This window comes from Lentzea terrae (genome assembly GCF_003265345.1).
Lineage (GTDB): Bacteria > Actinomycetota > Actinomycetes > Mycobacteriales > Pseudonocardiaceae > Lentzea > Lentzea terrae.
Map to the genome: position 1 here is coordinate 124,061 of NZ_QFWW01000037.1, position 25,476 is coordinate 149,536.

Annotated in this window: 23 protein-coding genes and 1 tRNA gene; 15 read left to right on the plus strand and 9 right to left on the minus strand. The window is 68.8% G+C overall.

Going from position 1 to position 25,476, the window contains the following annotated elements; all coding sequences use genetic code 11:
* The first annotated feature begins 145 nt into the window (after positions 1–145).
* The 3 genes from DI276_RS45785 (at position 146) to DI276_RS45795 (ending at position 1,214) form a co-directional block, all read left to right on the plus strand.
* The gene (locus DI276_RS45785) at positions 146–544 is read left to right on the plus strand and encodes a DUF7674 family protein (protein ID WP_112276032.1); all 399 of its coding nucleotides are present in this window, start codon (positions 146–148) and stop codon (positions 542–544) included.
* A 32-nt stretch (positions 545–576) separates the two neighbouring features.
* A tRNA-Gly gene (locus DI276_RS45790) sits at positions 577–649 on the plus strand.
* Positions 650–785: 136 nt separating this feature from the next.
* On the plus strand, positions 786–1,214 hold the full coding sequence (locus DI276_RS45795) for an OsmC family peroxiredoxin (RefSeq protein WP_112276331.1): 429 nt from the start codon (positions 786–788) through the stop codon (positions 1,212–1,214).
* Here DI276_RS45795 and DI276_RS45800 read toward each other — a convergent pair.
* Positions 1,189–2,229 (minus strand): cytochrome P450, encoded by a 1,041-nt coding sequence (locus DI276_RS45800; RefSeq protein WP_112276034.1) that lies wholly within the window; start codon positions 2,227–2,229, stop codon positions 1,189–1,191. The two genes, DI276_RS45795 and DI276_RS45800, sit on opposite strands and share 26 nt — an antisense overlap.
* A gap of 58 nt (positions 2,230–2,287) precedes the next feature.
* Between DI276_RS45800 and DI276_RS45805 the strand changes: the two genes are divergently transcribed.
* The 4 genes from DI276_RS45805 to DI276_RS45820 are packed head-to-tail and all read left to right on the plus strand — an operon-like array spanning position 2,288 to position 6,588.
* Positions 2,288–5,092, plus strand: a complete 2,805-nt coding sequence (locus tag DI276_RS45805; RefSeq protein ID WP_198681312.1) for a BTAD domain-containing putative transcriptional regulator — start codon at positions 2,288–2,290, stop codon at positions 5,090–5,092.
* A 40-nt stretch (positions 5,093–5,132) separates the two neighbouring features.
* A complete protein-coding gene (locus DI276_RS45810) occupies positions 5,133–5,762 on the plus strand; it encodes a hypothetical protein (protein WP_157985365.1) in 630 nt (209 codons plus the stop codon).
* A gap of 28 nt (positions 5,763–5,790) precedes the next feature.
* The gene (locus tag DI276_RS45815; RefSeq protein WP_112276041.1) at positions 5,791–6,183 is read left to right on the plus strand and encodes a contact-dependent growth inhibition system immunity protein; all 393 of its coding nucleotides are present in this window, start codon (positions 5,791–5,793) and stop codon (positions 6,181–6,183) included.
* Positions 6,184–6,228: 45 nt separating this feature from the next.
* Complete coding sequence (locus DI276_RS45820; protein WP_112276043.1) at positions 6,229–6,588, plus strand: septal ring lytic transglycosylase RlpA family protein; 360 nt, start codon at positions 6,229–6,231, stop codon at positions 6,586–6,588.
* Here the strand turns inward: DI276_RS45820 and DI276_RS50605 are convergent.
* The 4 genes from DI276_RS50605 to msrA form a co-directional block, all read right to left on the minus strand.
* Positions 6,575–6,952 (minus strand): hypothetical protein, encoded by a 378-nt coding sequence (locus DI276_RS50605; protein WP_157985366.1) that lies wholly within the window; start codon positions 6,950–6,952, stop codon positions 6,575–6,577. The two genes, DI276_RS45820 and DI276_RS50605, sit on opposite strands and share 14 nt — an antisense overlap.
* 94 nt (positions 6,953–7,046) lie before the next feature.
* Positions 7,047–7,637, minus strand: coding sequence for an SdrD B-like domain-containing protein (locus DI276_RS45825; protein ID WP_157985367.1), 591 nt, complete (start codon positions 7,635–7,637; stop codon positions 7,047–7,049).
* A 324-nt stretch (positions 7,638–7,961) separates the two neighbouring features.
* A complete protein-coding gene (locus DI276_RS45830; RefSeq protein ID WP_112276047.1) occupies positions 7,962–9,635 on the minus strand; it encodes a hypothetical protein in 1,674 nt (557 codons plus the stop codon).
* 197 nt (positions 9,636–9,832) lie between these two features.
* Positions 9,833–10,504: a peptide-methionine (S)-S-oxide reductase MsrA gene (msrA, locus tag DI276_RS45835; protein WP_112276049.1), complete on the minus strand. Its 672-nt coding sequence runs from the start codon at positions 10,502–10,504 to the stop codon at positions 9,833–9,835.
* 124 nt (positions 10,505–10,628) lie between these two features.
* Between msrA and DI276_RS45840 the strand changes: the two genes are divergently transcribed.
* From DI276_RS45840 to DI276_RS45855, 4 genes are all read left to right on the plus strand, one after another.
* On the plus strand, positions 10,629–11,729 hold the full coding sequence (locus tag DI276_RS45840; RefSeq protein WP_112276051.1) for a hypothetical protein: 1,101 nt from the start codon (positions 10,629–10,631) through the stop codon (positions 11,727–11,729).
* Positions 11,730–11,764: 35 nt separating this feature from the next.
* Positions 11,765–13,798: a glycosyltransferase family 4 protein gene (locus DI276_RS45845; protein ID WP_232837372.1), complete on the plus strand. Its 2,034-nt coding sequence runs from the start codon at positions 11,765–11,767 to the stop codon at positions 13,796–13,798.
* 61 nt (positions 13,799–13,859) lie between these two features.
* A complete protein-coding gene (locus tag DI276_RS45850) occupies positions 13,860–14,942 on the plus strand; it encodes a hypothetical protein (protein WP_112276055.1) in 1,083 nt (360 codons plus the stop codon).
* Positions 14,943–14,945: 3 nt separating this feature from the next.
* Complete coding sequence (locus tag DI276_RS45855; protein WP_232837373.1) at positions 14,946–17,237, plus strand: glycosyltransferase; 2,292 nt, start codon at positions 14,946–14,948, stop codon at positions 17,235–17,237.
* Here DI276_RS45855 and DI276_RS45860 read toward each other — a convergent pair.
* On the minus strand, positions 17,185–18,105 hold the full coding sequence (locus DI276_RS45860; RefSeq protein ID WP_112276057.1) for an FkbM family methyltransferase: 921 nt from the start codon (positions 18,103–18,105) through the stop codon (positions 17,185–17,187). The two genes, DI276_RS45855 and DI276_RS45860, sit on opposite strands and share 53 nt — an antisense overlap.
* 335 nt (positions 18,106–18,440) lie before the next feature.
* Here DI276_RS45860 and DI276_RS45865 point away from each other — a divergent pair, with 335 nt between their 5' ends.
* The 3 genes from DI276_RS45865 to DI276_RS45875 all read left to right on the plus strand — a co-directional run bounded on the left by DI276_RS45865 (position 18,441) and on the right by DI276_RS45875 (position 19,604).
* Complete coding sequence (locus DI276_RS45865) at positions 18,441–18,815, plus strand: hypothetical protein (protein ID WP_045313056.1); 375 nt, start codon at positions 18,441–18,443, stop codon at positions 18,813–18,815.
* 133 nt (positions 18,816–18,948) lie between these two features.
* Positions 18,949–19,290, plus strand: coding sequence for a hypothetical protein (locus DI276_RS45870; RefSeq protein ID WP_112276059.1), 342 nt, complete (start codon positions 18,949–18,951; stop codon positions 19,288–19,290).
* Between the two features lie 86 nt (positions 19,291–19,376).
* Positions 19,377–19,604: a hypothetical protein gene (locus tag DI276_RS45875; RefSeq protein ID WP_112276061.1), complete on the plus strand. Its 228-nt coding sequence runs from the start codon at positions 19,377–19,379 to the stop codon at positions 19,602–19,604.
* On the opposite strand, the gene DI276_RS45880 is transcribed toward DI276_RS45875, so the two are convergent.
* Together DI276_RS45880 and DI276_RS45885 are read right to left on the minus strand one after the other, a co-directional pair.
* Positions 19,601–21,385, minus strand: coding sequence for a gamma-glutamyltransferase family protein (locus DI276_RS45880; RefSeq protein WP_112276063.1), 1,785 nt, complete (start codon positions 21,383–21,385; stop codon positions 19,601–19,603). The two genes, DI276_RS45875 and DI276_RS45880, sit on opposite strands and share 4 nt — an antisense overlap.
* Before the next feature lie 19 nt (positions 21,386–21,404).
* Complete coding sequence (locus tag DI276_RS45885; RefSeq protein WP_112276065.1) at positions 21,405–22,706, minus strand: UDP-glucose dehydrogenase family protein; 1,302 nt, start codon at positions 22,704–22,706, stop codon at positions 21,405–21,407.
* Positions 22,707–22,999: 293 nt separating this feature from the next.
* Between DI276_RS45885 and DI276_RS45890 the strand changes: the two genes are divergently transcribed.
* A complete protein-coding gene (locus DI276_RS45890; protein WP_112276067.1) occupies positions 23,000–23,758 on the plus strand; it encodes an SDR family NAD(P)-dependent oxidoreductase in 759 nt (252 codons plus the stop codon).
* Here DI276_RS45890 and DI276_RS45895 read toward each other — a convergent pair.
* Entirely contained in the window at positions 23,755–25,398 is a 1,644-nt protein-coding gene (locus tag DI276_RS45895) for a TM0106 family RecB-like putative nuclease (RefSeq protein ID WP_112276069.1), read from the minus strand. The two genes, DI276_RS45890 and DI276_RS45895, sit on opposite strands and share 4 nt — an antisense overlap.
* Positions 25,399–25,476: the final 78 nt, after the last annotated feature.

The window sequence follows — 25,476 nt, forward strand, 5'->3', positions numbered from 1 at the left end:
GACCTGCTCCTGGACGAGAGCAGGTCGATATACAAGACCATCCGATAGTCGTGAGCTGATCAGCGCAACGCATCCGGTGACGAGACGGTCACAGGTGGGCGTCGGACCGTCGGCGCAACAAGATCGAGCGACTATCGTCACGGCCGTGGTGGACTGGCGAGAACGTGCTTCGGCCCTGGTGCCGGAACTTCGGGCTGTCGCCGAGACCGAGGAGTGGTCCTGCCACGTCTTCTTCTCCGAGCTGTCCCAACTGGCCGCGGAAGCACATCGCTCGCAGGACGACGACGTGCTGCGCCGCGCGTACGGGTTCGCGCACTGGTGCTTCCACCAGCCGGAGCAGTTCCTCGAGAACGCGGCGTTGATCAGCTTCTACGAGCACGTCTTCGACGACTGGGACCTCCGCGAGGAAGTGGCGGCGTGGCTGCCGTGCGACGTGCTGCCCAAGGTGCGGGCGCTGTGGGAGTGGCGCTGGCCCAAGGAGCAGTTGGACGAGGTAGATCAGCTGTTGGCCGGGTTGCAACCCCCCGGTCGAGACGCCGTTTAGACCTGTTGTATAGTTCTTTCCCGTAAGGCAGTGCGGATGTAGCGCAGTTGGTAGCGCATCACCTTGCCAAGGTGAGGGTCGCGAGTTCGAGTCTCGTCATCCGCTCTCGTGAGAAGGCCGGTGTCCATTGGACACCGGCCTTCTGCGTTCTCGGGGTGATCTCGGGGCGCCGCCGTGGAAAGGTGGTCACCGTCCGCTCGCATCAACCTGATCGAGCTCGTTCGACAAGGACATGGAGACCATGGCTGTCACCCAATCGGCAAGCGCGCACTGGGAAGGCTCTCTCATCGAGGGCAAGGGCAACGTCAACCTCGACACCTCCAAGAGCGGCAGCTTCGACATCGACTGGAAGGCCCGCGCCGAGGAGGCCGGTGCCAAGACCAGCCCCGAGGAGCTGATCGCGGCTGCCCACTCGTCGTGCTTCTCGATGGCGCTCTCCCACGGCCTGACCGGTGCCGGCACGCCGCCCACCTCCATCGACACCAACGCCAAGGTGACTTTTGTCGCCGGACAGGGCATCACGGCCATCCACCTGACCGTGCGCGCCAACGTGCCGGGTCTCACCCAGGAGGCCTTCGTCGAGGCCGCCGAGGGCGCCAAGGCGAACTGCCCGGTCTCCAAGGCGCTCGCGGCGGTCGAGAACATCACGTTGGACGCCGCCCTGGTCTGAACCGCAGCTCCGCGGGCCCGTGGCTGATCAGGTGCTTGCGGTGGCGCACGGGCTGCTCGACCACTTCGAACGAGCGGTCGAGCAGCTCTTCGGCCACGATGCGGCCCTCGAGCCGCGCCAGGCCCGCGCCCAGGCAGTAGTGCGGTCCGTACCCGAAGCCGAGGTGGGCCGGCACGGACGGCCTGCCGGGGTCGAAGTCCTCGGTGAACACGCGCGGGTCGCGGTTGCCCGCCGCGTAGTCGAGGAACAGGTGCTCGCCCTCGGCGATCTTCACGCCGGCCATGGTGACCGGGCAGGTCGCCGTCCGGAAGAAGCCGATGAACGGCGCGTCGAGTCGCACCACCTCCTCCACCACGCCGCCCAGCCGGCGTTCCCGGTGGTCGAGTCGCAGCAGCGTGCTGGACAGCAGGTTCGTGGTCGAGTCGGTGCCGGCCACGACGATCGCGAGGCAGAGCGACAGCCGTTCCTGCTCGGACAGCTGGCCGCCCTTGAACGCGTTCGAGCGCCCGAAGTAGGCGCAGAACTCGTGCATCGCGGCGAAGTACGACCCGAGGACCCGTTCGCTGACCTCCTCTCCGCTGGTCAGTTCCAGCACCGGTGCGACGAACTCGCGGAACAGCGGGAAGTCCGGTTCGGGCACACCGAGCACGTCGCCGACGACGCCCAACGCGAACGGCGCGGCGAACTCGCTCACGAAGTCGGCTTCCTCGGGCAGTTCGTCGAGAAGCCGCCGAGCGCGCGATCGAATTGAGTCAGCCATTTGGCGCACGGCCGATGGGGTGAATTTCTGATTCGCCGCCGCACGAATTCGTGCGTGTCTGGTGCCGTCCGCCGCGTTGAGCGAGGACATCAATTCCAGCAATCGCCGCTGCTCCGGCGGCAGCAGTGCCGCCACGGCCGCGACCTGCGGACCTGTCATGTTCCGGGAGGAGAACGTCACCGGATCAGCCAGCACGGCACGCAGGTCGGCGTATGCGGTCACCCGCTGGGCGTTGATTCTCGGGTCGAATTCCATTGCAGTATCTTGTCCCGGTTCCAGCCTTTGTCGGGGGCTGACGACAGGACGAATTCAAGTGATCATCCGGCTGCTCGGCCCGCTCGAACTCACCGGTCCGAACGGAGCAGTTCAACTCAGCAGCGCGGGACAGCGGACCCTCGTGGCCCGGCTGGCCCTCAACCCCGGTGAGACGGTGACCAGGAGCGCGCTCGTGGACGCGCTCTGGTCGGACGAGGCACCAGCGACGGCCACGAAGACCTTGCACAGCCTGCTCGCACGCCTGCGCGGCCAGATCCGGGACGCCGGACTCGGCGAGCTCATCACCACCCGCGAACCGGGCTACGTGCTGAACACCCCCGCGGACACCGTGGACGCCGCACGGTTCGAGGCGCTCGTCGCAGCAGCACGGAAGAGCGAAGACCCGGTGCAGTCCGCACGGATGCTGCGCGAGGCGCTGGCGTTGTGGACGGGCGATCCGTTGGCGGACTGCAGGCCTGGCGAGTGGACCCGGCACGAGTCCGCGCGGCTCACCGAGCTGCGGATGGACGCGACCGAGGACCTGATGGACGCCTCGCTGGACCTCGGGGAGCACGCCGCAGTGGCGCCGCTGGTGAACGCGCTGGTCGAGCAGCACCCGTTCCGCGAACGGCTGTGGGAGCAGCTGATGATCGCGCTCTACCGGTGCGGACGGCAGGCGGAGGCGCTGGCCGCGTTCCACCGGGCGCGCGGCATGCTGGTCGACGAGCTGGGCATCGAGCCCGGCACCCGGCTGCGCGATCTCGAACAAGCGGTGCTGACCGCCGATCCACGCCTCGACCTGGCCGAACGCGTGCCGGTGGTGGTGCGCGGCAACCTGCCGGCCGACCAGTCGAGCTTCGTGGAGCGGCCGGAGACCGAGCACGTCGCCGGCCTGATCAGGCAGCACCGGCTGGTCACGTTGATCGGTGTCGGCGGGGTGGGCAAGACGCGGCTCGCGGTGCACGTGGCGCGGAGTGAGCAGCCGCCGGACGGGGTGTGGCTGGTGGAGCTGGCGGCGTTGCGCGACAAGGCGCTGGTGCCGCACACCGTCGCCGAGGCGCTGGGCGTGGTCGACCAGACCGGGCGCGGGCAGCTGACCGTGCTCACCGAGTTCCTGGCCGAGCGGGACGCGTTGCTGGTGCTGGACAACTGCGAGCACGTCGTCGACCACTGCGCGGTGCTGGTCGACACGCTGCTGCGCGTGGCGCCACGGCTGCGGGTGATCGCGACCTCTCGCAGAGCTTTACGGGTCTACGGCGAGCAGGTGCTGTCCGTGGCGCCGTTGTCCGTGCCTTATCCGGCGGCAACGTTGTTCGCGCAACGCGCCGACGCCGCGGTACCTGGCTCGTTCGTCATCACGGGAGCGAACGAGCAGGCCGTGACGGATCTGTGCCGGCGGCTCGACGGCATCCCGCTGGCGATCGAGATGGCGGCACTGCGGGTGCGCGCGTTGACGCCGGCGCAGCTGCTGGAACGGCTGGACGACCGGTTCAAGGTGCTGACCGACGGCGGGCGGACCGCGTTGCCGCAGCACCAGACCCTCCTCGCGACGATGGACTGGAGCTTCGACCTCTGTTCGCCGCGCGAGCAGCTGCTGTGGGCACGGGCGTCGGTCTTCGCGGGCAGCTTCGACCTGGCCGCGGCCGAGGCGGTGTGCTCGGACGACACGCTGACGGCGGACTTCATGTTCGACGCGGTCGACGGGCTGGTCGACAAGTCCGTGCTGCAGCGCGAAGAACACGCCGGCGTGGCGCGCTATCGGTTGCTGGAGACCATGCGCCAGTACGGGCAGACGCGCCTTCGTGCGAGCGAAGAGGAGCCACGGCTGCGCATGCGGCATCGCGACTGGTACGCGGGCGTGGCCGAGCAGGGCGAGCGGGCCTGGTTCACGCCGCGGCAGGTCGCGACGGTCGGGTGGATGACGACCGAGAGCGGCAACCTGCGAGCGGCGCTGGAGTACTCGCTGACGACACCGGGCGAGGCCGACTCGGGCCTGCGACTGGCGGCGACGCTGTGGTTCTACTGGGTCGGCTGCGGGCGGTTCGCCGAGGGGCGGCACTGGCTGAACTGGGCGCTGTCGCTGGAGACCGAGCCGTCACGGGCGCGCTGCAAGGCGTTGTGGGTCACCGGGTACGTGGCGACGTTGCAGGGCAACACCTCCGCCGTGCCCGCGCTGCTGGAGGCGTGCCGCACGGAGGCTGTGCTGCTCGACGACACGGACGCCGACGTCTACGCGACCTACGTGCAGGGAGCGGCGGCGGTGTTCAACGACGATCTGCCGTTGGGGGCGTCGCTGCTCGCCGAGGCCGACCGGCTGCACACCGAGCTCGGGCACCTGGACAGCAACGTGATCATGGCTCGGGTGGCGTTGGCGATCACCGTGGCCTTCGGCGGTGAGCTCGACCGGGCGGCCACTTTGTGCGCCGAGGCGCGGGTCGTGTGTGAGGAGAACGGAGAGCTCTGGGCGCGCGCGTACGCGTTGTACGTCCTGGCTTTCGTGGCGATGGGACGTGGTGACGTCGTCGAGGCTCGTGAGCTGGCTACTTCTTCGTTGCGCATCAAGGAGAAGTTCGACGATCTGCTGGGGATCGCGGTGTCGGTGGAGCTGCTGGCGTTGATCTCGGTGGTCACGGGGTCTGCTGCGCACGCCGCGCTGCTGCTGGGCGGCGCCGACCGCGTGTGGCAGTCGGTCGGGTTGCCGCTCTTCGGGTCGGCGAACTTCGCGGCCTCGCACGACCAATGCGTGGCGTTGTGCCTGCAGGCGTTGGGCGAGGAGGACTACGCGGCGGAGTTCGCGCGTGGCTCCGCGCTGACCGTGGACGCGGTGGTTGCGGCAGCCCAGCAGGAACTCACGCAGTCGTGACGCAGTCTCGGTGCAGTCGTCGAGGACCAGCGTGTTCTGAATGAGAACCAGCGTGCGCATCCCCGACGAGGAAACGATCGAGGAAGTCCTGAAGCTCGCCGCGCGAGCTCCGTCGTTCGGCATCGTGCCGCCGTGGCGATGGCGTAAGGGCAACGAGTGCCTGGAACTCGTGACAACACGCACGGACCAGACGGCGATGCTCGCGTGTGGTGCCGTGCTGCACCACGTGCGCGTCGCACTCTCGGCGATGGGCTGGGACTGCCACGTGCTGCGGTCGGTCGCTGCCGACGGCCAGGTCGCGTCCGTGCACCCGCGTTGGGAGCTGGACCCGTTCTCGTGCGAGGTGGCGTCCGCGGCGGCGATCTCGTTGCGCCGCGCGGATCCACGCCCGTTCCTGGCCGACGAGGTGCCGGACTCGGCGCTGACGTGGCTGCTGCACGCGGCCCGCGCCGAGAACTGCGACCTGGAGCTGATGGCCCGGCGCAGCGGGGTGTTGGTGCGGATGATCGGCCACGACTGGCTGCGGCTGGGCGAGGCCGTGAGCGCCGTGCTGCTCGCATCGACCGTGTGGGGTCTGGCGTCGCAGGCGTTGCTGCACGACGGCGAGGTGCTCGTCCGGGTGGGCTGGCAGTCACCCAATGCCGAACCGTTGCCCCGGTCGGCCCGCTAGGTCTTCCCCCGGCAGGGACTATGTGTGCGTGGACCGCGACAGAACGCTCGCGCACCTGAGCGACGACGACTGGCTGAGACCTGACTCGTCGTCCACCCAGCTGTACCGGGACCTCTGCGCGTTGCGCGACCTGCCGGTGCGGGAGCTGACGCCGACGTCGCTGCACCTGCTGGTGACGCATCAGGTGGGCTTGGACGTGACCGCGCTGCTGGCGCTGGAGCACGTCGAGTCGGACCCGCTGCGGTCGTTCGCGCTCTACCCGGGCGACCTGCTGGCCGCTCTACTGAGAGTAGATCACTCGTTTTGGACCGATCACCCTGAGTTGCTGACCCGGATGTCGGTGCTGCTGGACCGCCTGCGCACGTTGCCGGAGGGTGACTGGCAGCTGCTGGTGAACGCCGCCGAGCAGTTCCCCGGTTAGGCGCGCGTTAGGCGTCTCTTTGCCGCGTCCTGGGTTCCTTGGCGCATGGCAAAGATCCTCGCGGCCGCCGGCCTCACGCTGGCCTCCATCGCCGCCTCCGCTGTGCTCATGTCCCCCACCGCCGTCGCGGCGGAGACCTGCAAGGCCTCCTACTACACCGGTGGCGGTACGACGGCCAGCGGTGAGCGCTTCGACCCCAACAAGCTCACCGCCGCGCACAAGACGCTGCCGTTCGGCACGAAGGTCAAGGTGAAGAACCGCTCCAACGGCAAGACCGTCACCGTGCGGATCAACGACCGCGGCCCGTTCATCACCGGCCGCTGCATCGACCTGACCCCGAAGGCCTTCAAGACCATCGCGCCGTTGTCACAGGGCGTGGTCGGCGTGACCGTCACCAGGATTTAGTTGAGTAGAAAACGATCGTTTCGCTTGACCCAATCGAGTGAACGAGATAGGCAATCCGGGTGTTGGCGGCGATGAGTGGGCCTGGTCGGCTCGCAACCGGTGCACTCCTAGGTGCGTTCTTCGCCGCATTTACCGTGCTAGCACCGCATGTCGGATCGTTCGCGTCGGGCGATCCGACAGCCCCGGACGGCGACAGACCGGCCCGCGTATCGCTCATCAACACGCCTTCGCTGATGCCAACCCAGTCCGAGCCGCCATCACAGACAGTGTCGTCCCAGCCGTCGTCTTCCGCGTCGTCTTCTTCTTCGACGACAACGACGACGACAACCACCACGACGACGACAGCCGCGGCCACGACGACCACGACTCAACCGCCGAAGCCCACCACCACGACCACGCAGCCGCGGCCGCCCACGACGACCACGACCACGCGGCCGTGCGGACTCATCTTCTGCTGATCACGCGGTCCTGCGACGTCCGAAGTAGACCGACGCGCCACCCACGAGCAGCGCCAGCACACCGAACGCGCCCAGGCCGGTCACGTTCGCGCCGGTGAGCGCGAGATCCGTATCCGCCTTGTGCACGACCGGAGGGATCTTCTTCGGCTCCGGCTGAGCGCCTCCCGGTGCGTTGACGGGCACGACCTCGACCGCCCAGCCAGGCGACCGGGTGCTGACGTACCACTTGGTCTTGACCTCGTACGGCCCGTTGACCTTCACCGCGTAGAGGCCCCTCGGAATGTTGTTGAAGTGAGCCCAGCCGTGCTCACCCCCGCCCGTGGCGGTCGCGACGACCTGACCGGTCTTCGGGTCCACCAGGCTGAAGCTGACGCCGGTGAGGTGCTCGCCCTCCGGGTCCTGCCAGCCGTTCTCGTTGCGGTCGACGTAGATCGAACCGTAGGTGTCAGCGGTTCCGTTGCCGACCTTGACGAAGTCGGACACGCTCGGGAAGCCGTCGACGAGACCGCCTGCCGGGCCGAAGTCGCACTCCACGTAGGTGTAGCCGTGCTCGGAGGCGTCGTCAGGGACGGTGCCAGGCACAGTGAACACGCGGCTCTGACCGGCCGGAATGGTCACACCCCGGTCCCAGCGCAGGTCGCCGAGACCGTGTGTCGGGCGCAGGCTCTTCCTGCGCAAAAGCGGTCAAGCCGCTGGTAGCGGTCAACGCCAGGGCTGCGACGAGCACGGCGGATCTGCGCGCGACACCGCGCATTCTCGATGCTGACAAGTGGACTCCCCAGTAACAGGCCACCGCACCGACGCGACACGACCCCCGACGCACCGCGTGAAACCCCCGCCGCGCGGTGGACATGGCTTCAACGACGCACGATAAGGTGCCCGACCAGGGAAAACAATTCTCAATTCACATCTGACTCAGTCCTTGATCGTGTACTCCACGATGTCGTTCGACTCGGTCCGCTCGACCGGCAACCCCGCGACCGGCCGGCTCGCGTAGTCGACGCCGTGCGGCTGCGACTTGATCACGATCACCTTCCGGATCCCGTAGTTCCTGAGCACGAGGAGGCTCTCCTCGTCGGGGAACGTCCGGGTGACGTTGGCGATCTCCCGGTACGACTCGGGGAAGTTGCCCGAGTTGCCGTTGGCCATCGTCGGGAAGCCGTTGGTCGACCACAACAGATAGGTCAGGTTGATCAGGTCGCCGGTCGGCAGCACCAGCAGCGGCTCCTGCGCCTGGGTGAACACCCGCTCCAGGTCCGGCGGGATGCCAGGGTTCTGCGCGTACGGCATTCGCGGAATGCTTTCCACCAGGACGGCCAGCGCGGGTACGAGCAGGTAGATCGCGATGAGCTTCAACGAGACCTGTGTGCGGACCACGAGCAGCCGGCCGAACTCGGTGACCGCGCCCGCGGCGAGGAGACCCAGCGGCAGGAGCGCCCAGATCATGATTCGCCCTGGCGTCCGCAGCGCGTTCCAGCCGGGCAGGTAGTCCCACAGCACCTCGTAGACGGCGCCGCCGAGGAAGTTCACCCCGAGCGCCAGCACGGCCGAGACGACCACCGCGGCCGCCAGCATGACGCGGACCCGCACCCGCCACGCGCTGACGAACAGGCCGATCACCGCGAGCAGGACCACGACCAGGCCGGGAAACAGCAGCTTCTCGTTGACGCCCGGCTCGGGAATCACGGTGTGGTCGGTGAAGACCGACCCCGCCCACAACCAGGTCTCGAACGAGGTGGTCCACAACCCGTTCACGGGTGGCGAGAAGACCCCGACCTCCTCCCAGGTGCGCTTGAACCCGTAAAGGTCGACCACGCGGAAATACGGCACGATCAGGAGCCCGGTGACCACGATGAACACCACGGCGCCGTACGCGTTCGCGATCACGACCGACCGCGATCGGCGCCGCCAGGCGGCGATGATGATCACTATCCCGATCACGCCCATCACGTGGGCGAACGGAAGCCCGATGGCGAACCCGATCGACACCTGCCAGGCCGCGATCAGCCACCCGGCGAAGATCCACCAAGGCCGGGACGCGGCCCGCTCCCGGTGAAACGAGTAGCCGTGCCCCTTGGCGAGCGCCCACAGGGCGAGCGCGATCCCGCCGGTCGACACGATGTTGAGGTGGTACAGGTGCGTCAGCCTCCAGGGCGCCCACGCGAAGACCAGACCGGCCAGCGCGGCTCCCTGCCAGTTGCTGCCCAGCTGCTTCGCCAGGAGATACGCCCCGGTGAACGCCAGCGCGAAGGCGAGCACGAAGGCGACGTTGTACCGGAGGATCGCGTCGTACTGGCCGTCACCGCCGATGAGGCTCAGCGGCAGGTATCCGAGCAGCGAGTCGGTGAACGCGAAGTTGTCGACGGCCGGGTAGAACTGATTGGCCGTCCACAGGCTGCCTCCCTCGGTGAGAAAGCGGCGCACCCAGGCCAGTTCCCACGCCTGCAGCAGCGGGTCGCCCAGACCTCCGGTGATCAGCGACCGCGGGTGCAGCACGAGCTGGAAGTTGAAGACCACCGAGATCAGCAGCCCGAAGTAGAACGCGACGGCGCCCTCGGACCTCAGCAACCGCCCGGCGCCCGAGGCCACCCGACCCCAGGGAACCTTCCTGGGCCGCCCTTCTGGTTCCGAAACCGCCTCCGGTGCCGAAATCGCCCCCACGAGCTGGCCCTTCTGTGCGTCAGCCGGTCAATCCCCCGATGCGCCCACGTCTGACGGGCATCGGGCTGACTGTACTTCGCGCGGAGCGGGCCACGGGCCGGGGTTGCTCAGGCCCGCGCAGGGAATCAGGGCTGCGAGGTGATCAGCCCCACCGGGCACGACACACCGGTGCCACCCAGGCCGCAGTACCCGTACGGGTTCTTCGCGTCCGAAAGATATTGCTGGTGGTAGTCCTCGGCGTAATAGAACTCGCCGCGCGGTTCCACCTCCGTGGTGATGGCACCGAGCCCGCCGCCCGCCAGCGCCTGCTGGTAGACAGCCCGCGACGCCTCCGCGGTGACCCGCTGCCCTTCGTCCGCGTAGTAGATGCCGGAGCGGTACTGAGTTCCGACGTCGGCCCCCTGCCGCATGCCCGATGTCGGGTCGTGGCCTTCCCAGAACACCCTCAGCAGCGCCTGGAAGGGCAGCACGACCGGATCGTGGACGACCAGCACGGCTTCCGCGTGACCGGTGCGGCCGGAGCACACCTCTTCATAGGTGGGATTGGGCGTGTGGCCCGCCGTGTAGCCGACTGCGGTCGTCCACACGCCCGGGGTCTGCCAGAACAGCCGCTCGGCGCCCCAGAAGCTCCCCATGGCCACGACCGCCGTGCGCAACGTCGAGGGGAACGGCGGTGCGATGGGGCGGTCGGTGAACACGGCGTGGAACGGGGGTACCGTCTGCGGCGTCGAACGCCCTGGCAACGCGTCATGCGGGGCAATCAGCTTCGTCTTGTTGCTGCGACCGAACAACGCCATTGCTCCAATCTAAGGGTGTCGTGTGCCACAAGGCGGTCACAACTTGCCAGGTCGGCGCGATGTCAAACAGTCGGCTTCGGCACAATGTGGCCGTCTGACGGCTGTCTGAAAGGGGGTGCCAGGCGTGACCTGGCAAGAAGAGCTGCAGAAGCTTGACCTGGAGCTGGCCTCGGGTCGGATCTCTGCGGACGACTACCGCCGACGTCGGGACGAGGTGCTGTCCGGCTCGGCGTCCGCGCCTGCCCCGCAACAGCAGCAGCAAGGCCCCTTCGCCCAGCCGTTCCGCTGGCAGGCGACGCCGCCGCAGCAGGCGCCCAACCCGGACGCGACGCAGGTGGTCACCCCCGGTCAGGCACCGTCTCCGGACAAGACCCAGGTCGTGAACACCCAGCAGGGCAATGACGGCGAGCGCACGCAGTTCGTCCGGCCGGTCACCGGGCCGAACCAGCAGCAGGGTGGCTGGCAGTCCAACCAGCCCGTCTCCGCACCGCCGCCCTGGACCACAGGCGGCGACGGCGGCTTCGGCCCGATGGGCGACCCGACTCCCGGCTGGATCGCCCAGGGCCCGGAGACGTTCGACGACGCGCGCGAGCGCAGCGGCAAGGGCCGGGTGTTCGCGATCATCGGTGTGATCCTGGTGCTGGCGCTCATCGGCGGTGGCGTCTGGTGGTTCGTCGGCAAATCCGGCAGTGGTGGCGGTGGCGGTGGTGAGACCACCCAGCAGACGACCACGAGCAAGCCGAGACCGAAGGACGACCTGGAGATCGGCGAGCTGGGCGGAACCAAGCAGAACCAGGCGCACATCAAGACCTACGAGGACGTGGTCTCGGAGAAGCTCCTCACCGACGAGGAGAACACCGTGTACTCCACGGCCGGTGCGTCGAAGACCCGCGTCGGTCTGGTGACACTGCCGAGCGGCAACGTCGTGCAGATCATCACCGTGCAGGCGACCGATGCGACCGCCGCGGCAAATGCGGTCGACGCACTCGGTGCCTTGCAGCTCAAGTTCGGCATGAAGCCGTACTCGGGCGGGACCACTCCTGCCGGTGTGACCGCTCAGCAGGTCGATGTCGTGGGTGACAAGAAGGGCTCCGTTCGCGCCCACTACGTGCACAAGAACACCATCGTGCGCGTGCAGGTCGTGGGCAAGGACCAGGCGACGATCAGCAAGGACTTCGACGCGGTGCTCGCCGCGCAGATGACCGCGCTGCCCGTCGGCCCGTGATGTCCGCGGGCGACCCCATGGTGGTCGCCTGCACGGTGGCGACACGTGCCCAGCTACCTGCCGCGCAGGTGCTGGGCACGTCCTACCTGAGGCACCACCCCGAGCACGAGTTCGTCGTCGTCGACCTGGAGGACCCGCCGGACTGGCTGGGCTTCGGGATCGACGAGTACCTCGATCTGGCGACCGCGCACGACATCGGCGAACTGGCCGAAGCCGTGGCGCCGAGAGTCGCGAAAGGACTGCTGGAGAAGTACGACGTGGTCGTGCTTCTGCCGCCGCACGCTCTTGTGCTGGCTCCCCTGGCGATCGCCACGCGAGGCGTCGTCGACCTGTCGGACTCCGCGCTCGCGCACTGGAACCTGCACGAGAGATCGCTCGAAGGCGCGAACCTGATCAGGTTCGACGACTACGACCCGAGCGTTCCGTGGGTGCTCGCGCCGAACTGCTCGCAGGTGCTGTTCTCCGAACGACCCGAGCTGAAGAAGATCTACGATGAGTACGCGAGCCTGGTCGAGCCGGCCGATCACCCGTACCGCTTCGGGTCCCTTCAGGACGGAACGCCGATCACCGCGCCGATGCGCACGCTCTTCCGTGAGGCGCTCACACCGTCGAACCCGCTCAACCCGGCCAAAACACGGCCTCCCCACGCCTTCGACGGCGACCGTTTCCGTGACTGGCTCCGCCTTCCCGCCACGCCCGTCGAACGCGTCAACGGCTTCAACCGGCTGCTGCTGGCCGTGTGGCGGTCGCGCGTCGACCTGCAAGTCGCCTTCCCGCACCCGTACGGACCTGGTTTCCGCCAGTGGTGCGAACTTCATGGCACGAACGAGGGCCTGCCCGAGTGGGCGCTGCCGGGCGAGCCGATCGCACCGACCGCACCTCAAGACGAGTTCGGGGTCAACGTCGCCGGCTACCACACGGCCGAGCTGGGCATCGGCGAGATGGGCCGGATCATGTTGCGCGTGCTGGCGGCTTCCGGTGTTCCGCACGTGTCCGTGGTCGAGGAGCACTCGATCACCACGACTGTCCGAACCGGACTCGAACGCCCGGACTCCGTCGGCAGGCCCCGCTTCCCGATCAGCCTGATCACCGTGAACGGGGACTTCACCGCGCCGCTGCTGGCCGCACATCCCGAAGTCGGCCACGACCGGTACCGGATCGGGCTGTGGGCGTGGGAGATCGAAGAGTTCCCCGCGTCGATGCACCACGGTTTCGCCCACGTCGACGAGATCTGGACGGTGAGCGAGTTCTCCCGGCGCGCCATCGCCGAGCACTCGCCGGTGCCCGTGCACACGATCCCGGTGCCGGTGCCCGACCCCGGCGAGCCGCGCCGCGACCTGAGCGGCCGCACGCGGTTCCTCTTCGCGTTCGACTACAACAGCACGGCCGGCCGGAAGAACCCGTACGGACTGGTCACCGCGTTCCAGGCGACGTTCGAGGGTCGTACCGACGTCGAGCTGGTCATCAAGTCCACGAACTCGCACTCGAACGTGTCCGCCGCGGAACGCCTGCGGCTCCAGGTCGCGAGCGATGAGCGGATCACCCTGGTGGAGCGCTACCTCACCGTCGAGGAGCTCGCCGACCTGTACGCCACCAGCCACGCGTACGTGTCGCTGCACCGCGGCGAGGGCTTCGGCCTCACCGTCGCCGAGGCGATGATCCGCGGCATCCCGGTCATCTCGACGGACTACTCGGGCACGGCGGAGTTCGTCACGGAGGAAACCGGCTGGCTGGTTCCGCACACCACGATCACCGTCGGTCCCGGCTGGGCTCCCTACCCGGCTGACGGCCACTGGGCCGATCCCGACCTGGACGCCGCCGCACGAGCGATGCGAGCGGTCGCGGACCAGCCTGAGGAGGCACTCCGGCGCGGTGCCGCCGCACGCGCGCATCTCCTGCGGACCCGTCCGATCGACGTCGCGGCGCGGTGGACGGCCGAACGCCTGACCGCGGCCCACGCGGAGTGGCAGGCCCGGCACGAGGAGCCGGTCCCGGTTCCGGTTCCGGACCCGCCGTCGCTCGCGAGGCGAGTGGCGCGCCGGATCGTCAGGACCGTCCGAATCCCCTGATCCACGTCGTTGACCTCCACTAGAATTCACGCACACCTTCTCCGCACTCCCTGGACGGCTGATGTCGGAAGCACGCCTGGCGGACGCACTCGTCCGCCTGGATCAGAACAAGGAACTGCGGCTGCCACTGCGTTCCCGTGATCTGCTCGGCAGACTCGCGATGCGGTTGCTCTGGCGTCGCCAGGTGAAGTGGCAGATCGAGACCAACATCGCCACCCGCGACGCCGTATCCGCGTTGAGCGAGATCTTGCACAACCAGCACCAGGTGCCGAAGGCCGAGCTCGCGCACGAGGTTCAGCAGCTGCAGCGGGCCGACCAGAACATCATGGCCGGGCTGAACCAGCGCCTCTACGCGGCGATCGGCAGCCTGCGCACCGAGCTGGGCGATCTGCGCCTGCAACTCGTGGACACCGGGCTGCACGCCGAGAAGGTGGATCAGCGCCTCAACGCGCTCGAGGCCCAGCTCGCCGAGCTCACCGCGGCCGCACGCGACGCTCGTCTGCGAAACGCCCAGGTCGACCTCGTGCTCGACCAGTTCCGCCAGACGGACCGCGCCGACACGTCTGCCGTCACGGTTCCCGCCGTGGCGAACGGGGTGGAACTGGCGATCGCCGAGCTGCTCGACGGCCCGGCAGAACACGTGCGCGCCGCACGGGCGGCGCACCTGCCGGTCGTGGAAGGCCGTGGCATCGTGTTCGACGCCGTGCCGTGGCGCGGCGAGTGGTTCGAGGTGCTGCGCGAGGCGGGCATCCCCGCGACCGGCGCGTCGGCGAACCCGTCGGTGATCAAGCACAACGCCGAGCTCGGCTTCCGCCTGGAGGAGGCGGACCCGCTGGACGCGCTCAGCTACGTCGACAAGCGTTCGCTCGGGGCGGTCACGGCTTTCCGCTTCGTCGAGCGGCTGTCGGCGGAGGCGCTGCCCCGGTTCGTGGCCCTGGCCGCGGGCTCGTTGCGACCGGGCGGTGTTCTCCTGGTGGAGAGCGCCGCAGCCGGTCCTGAGTTCCACGTCGACCCGTTCGCGTTGCGGCCCGTGCACCCGACCTACCTGCGTTTCCTCGCCGAGTCGGCGGGCTTCGCCGAGGTGGAGGTCGAGCACCACGACCACCCGCTCGGTGCACGCTTCACGTTGACCGCGCGGATGTGATTCGTGCGCTACAGCATGTGGAGCCCGCTGCCACCTGACCGCAGCGGGATCGCCGACTACACGCACGAGCTGCTCACCGAGCTGGACGACGTGGAGCCCGTCTCCCGGACGAGTTCGCGCGCACGGTCCACCGGACTGGCGTGCTACCAGATGGGCAACCATGCCGGCGCGCACTCGTGGATCTACGACCAGGCGCTCGCGGTACCGGGTGTGGTCGTCCTGCACGAGATGTCGTTGCTGGACTTCAACCTCGGCTACTGCGACGGCCTCACCCCGGCGTTCTACCGGGAGCTGAAGGACGCGCACGGTCCGATCTGGGGCGATCCGCACGATCCGGCGCTGCTGCACGGGCTGCCCGCGGTCGAGGTCGACGGCGTGAAGATGCTCGACAGCCGCACGATGACGCTGGAGCACCGCCTCGTGACGGCGAGCCGCGGCGTGATCGTGCACGATCCTCACTCCGCCGGGCTGCTCCGCGAGCGCTTCCCCGGCAAGCCGATCTTCGTGGTGCCCCACGGCGCACCGCTGCGCGACGACACCGATCGCGACGACATCCGGACGCTCTTCGACTGGACCGACGAGCACGTGGTGTTCGGCGCCTTCGGCGGTTTCAACCGGATCAAGCGCGTTCTGGTGACCGTGCTCGCGTTCGCCGAGGTGCGCAGGCGGTGGCCGAACGCCCGGCTGCTGATCGCGGGCCATGTCGACTACCCCGACGTGCACGCCTCCGTCGTCAGCGTCATCGAGCAGCTCGGTCTCGAGGACTCGGTGCAGCTGGAGCTCAGCCCGGCGAAGAAGACGTTCGAGGACCTGATCACCGCGACCGACGTGGTGATCAACCTGCGCTGGCCGACGATGGGCGAGACCAGCGGCGTGATGATGCGGGCGTTCGGCGCGGGCCGGATGGTGATCACGAGCGATCTGCCGCAGCACCGCCACTTCGACGAGGCGTTCTGCACGCGCATTCCGATCGAGCCCGCCCGCGAGGCGGAGGCGCTGGCCGCGTTGCTGGAGAAGGTGGTCGAGAACCCGGCAGAGGCGCGCGCGGCGGGCAAGCTGGCACGTGACTGGGTGGCGGGGAACGCGTCGTGGCCGATCGCCGCCGAGGGCTACCGGCAGGCTCTGGACAGCGTTGCCGCGGGCGAGAAGCCGGACGACGCTCCGCACGCCGGCGTGAACCTGTTCGCCGACTTGCGCGCCACGACAGGCCTCTCCGAGTCGTTCCGCCGGGCGGGTACGGCGATGCGCCGAGCCGGCCTGCCGATGACGTACACGGAGTTCAACTCACGCGCGCCCGTCCGCACGGTGCAGGTGCCGCGCGAGATGCTGGAGCTGCGTGGCGGGAAGGACTACCCGGTCGACCTGTGGATGGTGAACCTCAACGAGTTCCAGCTCATCCCGGAGACCGCGCTCGACCGGTACACGATCGCGCTCTGGGCGTGGGAGATGCCGGAGATCCTGGACTACACGCTCCAGCAGCTGCCGCGGGTGGACGAGCTGTGGGTCGTGTCGTCCTACGTGGCCGAGGCGTTCCGCACCGCGACCGACGTGCCGATCACGGTCGTGCCGAACGTGGTCACCGAGATCTCGCCGACCCCGGACCGGGCGCGGTTCGGTCTGGACGAGGACGCCTTCGTGGTGCTGTTCACCTTCAGCGCCTCGTCGAGCGACGCGCGCAAGAACCCGTGGGGCGTGATCGACGCGTTCCGGCGAGCCTTCGCACCGCACGAGCGAGGCACCACCGCACAGCTCGTGATCAAGGTGGTCGACCTCGACATCTTCCCGCTGATGGCCGCCGCACTGCAGGACGCGGTCGCGAGCGTCAACGGCGTGCTGATCACGGGTGACCTGACCCGCGCCGAGATGGACTCGCTGCTCGCGAGCTGCGACGTGTACGCGTCACTGCACCGGTCCGAGGGCTTCGGCATGGGCATGGCGGAAGCGATGTCGATCGGCAAACCGGTGGTGGCCACCGGTTACAGCGGCAACACCGACTTCATGCCACCGGGATCGGCAGGCGTGGTCGGGTACGACATCCGCCCGATCACCATGGCCGACCACCGCTACGACGAGCGCTTCGCCGACTGGTACCGCCCAGGACTGCTGTGGGCCGAGCCGAACGTGCCGCAGGCCGCGGGATGGCTGCGCCGGTTGGCGGACAGCCCGTCGCTGCGCGCCCGCATGGGTGCTGCCGCGCGGCAGGCGATCTGGGAGCGGTGCAGCTACGAGGCCGTCGGCAAGGTCATCCGCGAGCGCCTCGAGGAGATCTACGAGGAGCGTTCTCCAGCTCGATGAGGCGTGCCTCCAGCGCGGCGATCCGCTGCCGGGCGCGTGCGGTCTCCTGTTCGGCGTGCTGTGCGGCCTCGCGCAGCGCGTCGAGCTCGGCCGACTCGTCCTGCTGTGCCCGTTCCGCCTCCCGCAGGGCCTCCTCCAGCCGGCGGATGTAGGCCATCTCGGCCATCCGGGCCGCCCGCTGTTCCGCCACCTCGGCGCGGACGTACTTGTCGAACACGTTGGCGGGCACGGCGAGCAGCTCCAGCGCCTCGGTGTCGCCGGCCTGCGCGTAGAACCGGTTGAGCCCGTCGAACAGCGCGCACCGGTACCCGGCGTCGGTCATCAACGGGTCCCAGTCGTGGTGTGCGGGCCTGGTCGAACCGGGCTCCGTCGCCTCGACGACGACCACCCGCGGCCGGTGCCGGTCCCAGTCGGCGCCCTCGATGACGCTGCGCTCCTCGCCCTCCACGTCGATCTTGAGGAAGTCGACGTCACCGGGGTGTTCGTCGAGCACGTCGGCGAGCGTGCGGACCTCCACCTCCACCTGGACGACCTCGAGCGCCGACTCGGCTTCGTACGTGCTCGCGAGCGCGGTGTCGAGGGTCGACCACCCGGACCGGTTCACGACGTGGTGCAGCACCGCGGTACCGGCCTTGGTGCCGAGCGCGACCGCCAGCGTCACGTCACCGGGCCGCGCCTTGCGCAGTGCCTCCGCCTGAGCGGGGATCGGCTCGACGTTGATGCCCCGCCAGCCGAGGTCGTAGAAGTGCTTGGTGACCGAGTCCTCGACGGGATCTGACGCCCCGACGTCCACGTAGCGCCCGGTCGTCCTGCCGTGGAAGAGCCGGGCGAGGAGGACGTCCTCCGCGTTCTGCGCGTACGAGATCACGGTGCAGACAATATCGGTCTGCCCGGTGCGGCAACCCGCGATCGCGCCGCCGCGTCTTTACCATCAGCGGATGAGAGAGCCGGGAGGACTCGATGGCACTCGCAGTGACATTAGTCACATTGGGCGGATTGGCGTTCCTGACGCGAACCGTAATGGCTCTCCTGGCCGTTTCCTCCAACAAGGAGGCCAGTGATTACCCTAAGCCACACACGTCCACCAATTGAGATACTCGTTCGGACTACGGCTTACGGACGAACGTTGACTTACCGTACGATCCTTTCGGGTCGTATGACTGAACGGTCACCCGTTGGGGACCTCACAGGGGTAGGTGCGCCATGGACCACGCACTGAGCAAGGTCATCGAGCTGCGCGAGAGCGGGTTTCAGTTCCTCCACCTGAGGGACGACGCCGGGCAGCTCGACCGCATCATGGCGTTCAAGCAGCGCAGAGGATTCATCGACTCGATCCTGTTCTGGTCGGAGACCGAGGCGCGCGCGGGCCGGCTGCCCGCCGTTCGCGACTCGGCTCGCCCCGCCCAGGCCGTGTGGATCTACGAAGGGCCGTTGTGCGAGGCCGTGGACCGGCTGCTGGATCTGCCGGAGCCCGGTGCCCGCAACGCGCCCACGTTGATGAAGGCGACCGCTTCCGATTTGGCCGTCGTCACGACGCTGCCATTCAAGTTGAAGCTTCCACCGGGCGCGATCGCCTGAGTGCGATGTTCAATACGACCAGAATCGTGACGTTCGGTAGCAAGCCTTCTTATCCCCCGAACGGATGAAGAAGTTCCCTCGCCTGAGTTACGGAGCTTGATGTAGAGGGTGCGAACACGAAACGTTCGCGCCCATGAACCTCAGGAAGACCATCACGGGGGCCGCTGTTGCCCTCGGCAGCGCCACCGTCATGCTCGGCCTGGGCGGCATCGCGCACGCTGATGCCGGCGTCGGTGCCAGCACCACCCCCGACCTCGGCGGCCAGCTGGGCGACGTGGCCAGCGCCGGCGACCTCGCGTCGGTGAACACGGCGGACGCGGCCGGCAAGATCCAGGCCATCAACGCGCAGGACCTCGACGTGGAAGCGATCGTCGAGAACGTCGACGCGGGTGGCAACGGCGTTCCCGCCGCGACCCTGCTCGGCCTCAACGAGCCGCAGGGCCCGCCGCACGCCCACGCCGGCCTCGACATCTGATCTGACCAGTACTTCCTGGCCGGGGCGGCGCCCGATTCCCTCCCCCTCGAATCGGGCGCCGTTCCACTTTTTCGGAGCGAAACGCCTTGAGCATCAAGAAGATCGTCGCGTCCGCCGGTATCGCCGCAGGCGCGCTCGCCGCCATGGCCTCCACCGCGCAGGCCTCGCCGTTGCCGACCCCGGAGCTGCCGCAGGTCGACCCGATCAAGCAGGTCAGCGAGCTCGCGGGCTCCGCAGGCGTCAGCACGCTGCACAACTTCGGTGGTGGCAACGTGGAGCTCGTCCACGACGGCACCGAAGTGATCGGCGGCTAACGTCCGACCGCGTAACCCTGCGCGCCGCGTGGATTCGCACCGGCGCGCAGAAGTCCGTCCGAGGCGTCCCTCGCCACGGCCGACATCCGGCCGAGAGTCCACTCGCCGGCGTCCACGACCTGGTGGCCCTTGCGCCGCAACGCTTCCAGGACGTCCGCGCCGGCGCGTGACTCGATGACCAGCTCGCCGGGGGTCCAGGCGCGCGGGTAGAACGAGCTCGGGAACGCGTTCGAGTGCCACATCGGCGAGTCGATCGCTTCTTGCAGGTTCAGGCCCGCCATGTGCGCCAGCCAGAAGCCGAGCTGCCATTGGTCCTGCTGGTCGCCGCCGGGCGTGCCGAACGCCAGCGCGGGCACGCCGTCGCGCAACGCCATCGACGGCGACAGGGTGATCCGCGGGCGCTTGCCGGGAGCCAGCGAGTTCGGCAAACCCTTGTCCAGCCAGAACATCTGGGCGCGGCTGCCGAGGCAGAAGCCGAGCGACGGGATCGTCGGCGACGACTGCAGCCAGCCGCCGGACGGAGTCGCGGAGACCATGTTGCCCCAGCGGTCCACGATGTCGACGTGCACCGTGTCGCCACGCGTCGCACCGGTCCGCGCCACCGTCGGTTCGCCGATCGAGCCCATCGCGTCGAGCGATGCGCCGTCGGTTGCACCTTGCAGGACGTGCTTGGGCAGCAACGGATTCCGGCCGTCCGGCGAACCAGGACGCAGCTCGAAGGAAGCCTCCGCGCCGATCAACGCACGACGTTGCGCGGCATAGTCCCGCGACACCAGCGTTTCCAGCGGCACGTCGGGATCGTCGCCGTACCAGGCCTCGCGGTCGGCGAACGCCAGCTTCGCGGCCTCGACGGCGAGGTGCACGGTCTCCGCGGTCGGCTTGCCGTCCACATAGGACAGGTCGTAGCCCTCCAGCAGCCGGAGCTGTTGCGCCAGCACGGGTCCCTGGGTCCACGCGCCGGCCTTGACCAACGACCACTCGTCGAAGTCCACGATCAGTGCGTCCTCGTAGGACGCCTCCCACTCCGCCATGTCGGCACCGGTCAGCACGCCGGCGTGCTCACGGCCGGAGTCGTCGCGGAACTCCGAACGGCAGAACTCGTCGATCTGCGCGGCGACGAAACCCTGCGACCAAGCCCGGCGCGCGGCCTCGATCTGCGCCTCGCGGTTCGAGCCCGCGGCCTCGGCGGCGGCGAGCAGCCACTCCCAGGTGTCGGCGAGCTTCTGGTTGCGGAACAGGCCGCCGGGCTTCGGCAGCACGCCACCCGGCAGCCACTGCGCGGCCGACGTGGTCCAGTGCTCGCGGAACAGGTCGGAGACGAGCGCGATGGTGTCCACGGCCCGAGGCAGCAGCGGGAAGCCGTTGCGGGCGTAGCCGATCGCCCGGTCCAGCACGTCGCGCAACGACTTGGTGCCATGATCACGCAGGAGGGTGAGCCAGCCGTCCCACGCACCGGGCACGGTCGCGGCCAGCAGTCCGCTGCCGGGAACCAGGTCGAGCCCCAGCGACGTGTAGTGCTCGATGGTCGCGCCGGCCGGAGCAACACCCTGACCGCACAGCACGCGCGGTGCCGAACCGGCCGTCGCGAAGATCAGCGGCACCTCGCCACCAGGGCCGTTGAGATGCGGTTCCACCACCTGCAACACGAAACCGGCGGTGACGGCGGCGTCGAACGCGTTGCCTCCGTCCTCCAACACGGCCATGGCCGACGACGAGGCGAGCCAATGGGTCGAACCGACCATGCCGAAGGTGCCGACGAGTTCGGGGCGCGTGGTGAACACCCCATAAAGGTATGCGACGCTAACTAAATTGCGTGACTCCGAGTGACGCACGCCCCACACCCGAATGGAGCAGTCCAGCGCGTCCCAACGCGTCTGGATCCAGGTGGTTTCGGGAGTCGACGACGACGTGACCGTCCATCAGCTCGGCGACGCGCACCCAGTCGAGCGTGCGGAACACCGGCCAGTCCGTCAGCAGCACGACCGCCTCGGCGCCCTTGACCGCCTGGTACGGGTCGTCGGTCAGCAGCATGCCCGCCAGCGGCCCGGTCACCTCCGGGTCGAACGCCGTGAGGTCGGCCCCTTCCAGCACCAGCTGTTCGGCGACGGCCAGCGCGGGCGAGTCGCGCAGGTCGTTCGTGCCCGCCTTGAACGCGAGGCCGAGGACACCGATCCGCACGCCGGCCAGCGTTCCGCCGCAAGCCGCCCGCACCTTGTCCACGACCCGCAGCTGCGCACGGACGTTGGCCTCGATCGTCGACCGGACCAGCCCGAAGTCGACCCCGACCGCCTCGGCGATCTGCACCATGGCGTGCGTGTCCTTCGGCAGGCACGAGCCGCCCCAGCCCGGCCCCGGCTTCAGGAACGACTGCCCGATCCGCCTGTCGTAGCCCATGCCCTCGGACACCGACTCGATGTCGGCACCCAGCAGTTCGCACAGCTCAGCGACCGCGTTGACGTACGAGAGCTTCATCGCGAGGAAGCAGTTCGCGGCGTACTTGACCATCTCGGCGCTGGCCGCGTCCATCAGCACGGTCGGCGCACCGAGCTTCGCGAACAACGCGGCCACCCGCTCGGCAGCCGGCGGCGAGTCCGAGCCCACCACGATCCGGTCCGGGTGCAGGAAGTCCTTGACCGCGGTGCCCTCACGCAGGAACTCCGGGTTCGACACGACCGCCACGTCCTCACGGCCGAGCATCGCGCGCACGCGTCCCGACGTACCGACCGGCACCGTCGACTTGGTGACGATGACCGCCCCGTACGGCAGCACGTCGGAGATCTCCGCGGCCACCGACTCGACCGCGCTCAGGTCGGCCGCACCACCCGCGCCCATCGGCGTCGGCAGGCAGAAGAACACGACCTCGGCGTCGGCCACCGCGGCAGCGGCCCCGACCACGAACCCGAGCCGCCCGGCCGCCTGCCCCTCGACGACGAGCTCGGCGAGACCTGGTTCGAGGATGTCGACCTGCCCGGCGCGCAGCCGCGCCACCTTCACGGCGTCGAGGTCCGCGCACACGACGCGGTGTCCCAGAGAAGCGAGGCATGCCCCGGTGGTCAGCCCCACGTAGCCCGTTCCTACAACCGCGATGCGTCGCGTGAACATGCGGGTGAGGTTGGCAGCCCCAGTTGGCCGCCCGGAGAACGCCGTACGACTTTCGTTGTAGCTGACCGTGACAGATCTCCTACCAGAGGTCTACCGGCGCGGCCGATGTTTCGAACACGCTCGAACGGCACAGTTCAAAGCATGGGAGTACTGGCTATCGCAACGATCTTCATCGGCCTCGCGCTGCTGGCGGCAGTACCTCTGGTGGCACTGCTCCACTGGTCCGACCGTTGAAGTTCAGGTAACGAGCGTTAACCTCCTCGCGAGCAGTTCGCTTCGAGGAGGATGAAGGCATGGAGATCTCGGGTACCGCGGCCATCGTCACCGGTGGCGCGTCCGGTCTCGGCGGCGCGACCGCACGTGCGCTGGCGGCGCGTGGAGCGCAGGTGTTCGCGCTCGACCTGCCCAGCGCCATCGAGAAGGCCGAAGCCGTCGAGAACGTCACCTACCTGGCCGCCGACGTGACCTCAGGGGAAGAGGTCCAGGCCGCCGTCGACACCGCGGCCGGCTCCGGCGCCCCGCTGCGCATCACGGTGAACTGCGCGGGCATCGGCCCGTCGACCAGGACCGTCGGCAAGACCGGCCCGCACGACCTCGACCTCTACCGCAAGGTCATCGAGGTCAACCTGATCGGCACGTTCAACGTGCTGCGCCTGGCCGCCGCCGCGATGGGCAAGACCGAGGAGCTCGAGCACGGCGCCCGCGGCGTCATCATCAACACCGCGTCGATCGCCGCGTTCGACGGTCAGATCGGCCAGGTCGCCTACGCCTCGTCCAAGGGCGGCGTCGTCGGCATGACCCTGCCGGCCGCCCGCGACCTGTCGAGCGTCGGCATCCGCGTGCTGACCATCGCGCCCGGCATCGTCGACACCCCGATGCTCGCCACGGTCTCCGACGAGTTCCGCGCGGGCCTCGCCGCCGGGATCCCGTTCCCGAAGCGTCTGGCCCAGCCGACCGAGTACGCGCAGCTCGCGGTCTCGCTCGTCGAGCACGACTACCTGAACGGCGAGGTCATCCGCATGGACGGCGCTCTCCGCATGGCGCCCCGCTAAAGGTCGCCGGCAAAAGGCAGCTTGGACATCGCGTCCGAGGTCATCCACTCGCGCAGGCGGTGGGTGGCCCGGACGTCGTCCTCGTTGTACTCGAGCAGCCGTCGGCGCTGCTCGACGTCGAGCGCGTCGCCGTTCATCCCCACGGCCGACCGGTACCAGCGCATGGAGTTCTCGCCGCCCGCCTCCGGGTCGCGCCACGCGAACCCCGCCGCCGGCGCGATGATCTTCAGGCCCTTGCCGTGCGCACACAGGAACTGCTCGCGGACGATCCCGAACAGGTCCACCCACGAGTCCGACCCGATGAACTCCTTGATCTGGGCGATGGTCGGAATCCCCGGCTTGCCGGCGAACCGTTCCGCCGAAGCCAGCAGCCAGCGGTTCTCCGCGAGCTCGTTGTAGCAGTAGGCGTGGAACGACAGCCCGCGCGCTTTCGCCCGCAGCCGGACACCGGTGAGCCAGGTCCAGAACTCGGCGAACGAACGGGCCTCGTCGTCGCACGGCAGCGCGTCCCACGTGACGAACGAGCGGTACCCGTGCTCCTCGTCGATGTCCTTTCCGGACAGCAGGCAGCCCCACATGTACGCGCCGAGGTCGCCGAAGCTCTCCATGTCGACGTCGACCTCGACGTCCGCGCGCGGCACCTTCATCTCGGGCACGCGGCGGACCAGGGTGAGATCCCGCAGCCAGGCCCGTGCGAGCACGACCGCGTCCCCGAACGGCATGCCGACGAGCTGGATCGGGCCCTCCGCCAGCGGGTCCAGCGCGGCCAGATCGTCCACAGTGGACAGTCCAGCCTTCCGCAGCGCCACGGCGTCCTCGCCGCGCACGACGAGGCTGACGTCCCTGCCCTGCTTGAGATCGCTGTCGCAGGTCGGCCACCACGGGCAGGTCTTGCAGTCGACGATCCGCGACGGCCTGGCCAGCGCGTCCCGCTGGTTCACGGCCGCCAGCGCGACGGCGAGCCGGTCGGAGAACCTGGCGTCGTACTCGGCCAGCGCGTTGCGGCCGCCCGGCCACGTCGGCGCCTCCAGGTCGTGCCACAGCACGACGTCCGCGTCCATGCCGATCACGCCACCGGTCGCGCGGCCGTGCGCGGCGTACCCGGCGGCCTGCAGCTGCCGTTGGGCGTGCGCCAGTCGCAGCTGGTCGCGCGGCTGCGGCCGGACCTTGCGGTGCGGGTCCGTGCGGCTGCCACCGGGCAACGGCATGGTCAACGGGCTCGTGCGCGCGCCCTGGCCGGGATCGGTGATCTTGTGCCGCACCACGAGCACCGGCACGTACCCGGTGGTGTCCTTGACCAGCAGGTCGATGCCACCGCGCCGGCCACCGCGCGGGTCACGCGGCAACGCGGCGCCCCAGATGTACTGCGCGCCCATCTCCATCGCGGCGAGCGTGACGCGTTCGCGGTCCGCACTGCGCACGTCCGGTCCGTTCGGCACCTCGAAGAAGTTCGAGCCGACGATCCGGCCGAGCGCGTCCGCCACCGCGCGACGATGGTTCGTCGCGTCCGCTTTCCGTTGTTCCGAAGCCGGATCCGGCGCCGCTTTGGGAGCGTCGCGCATCTCCGGATCGTTTTCGAGGTGCACCCGCCGCCGACAACGAGTGACCACGCCGGCGTCTAGCTGCACCTGGGAAGTCACAGCAGCAGGGTATGTCGCGCGTCGACCTCATGTGTCAGCAACCTGGGCAGTAAGTTTCTCGTGACGGAGGAGGTGTAC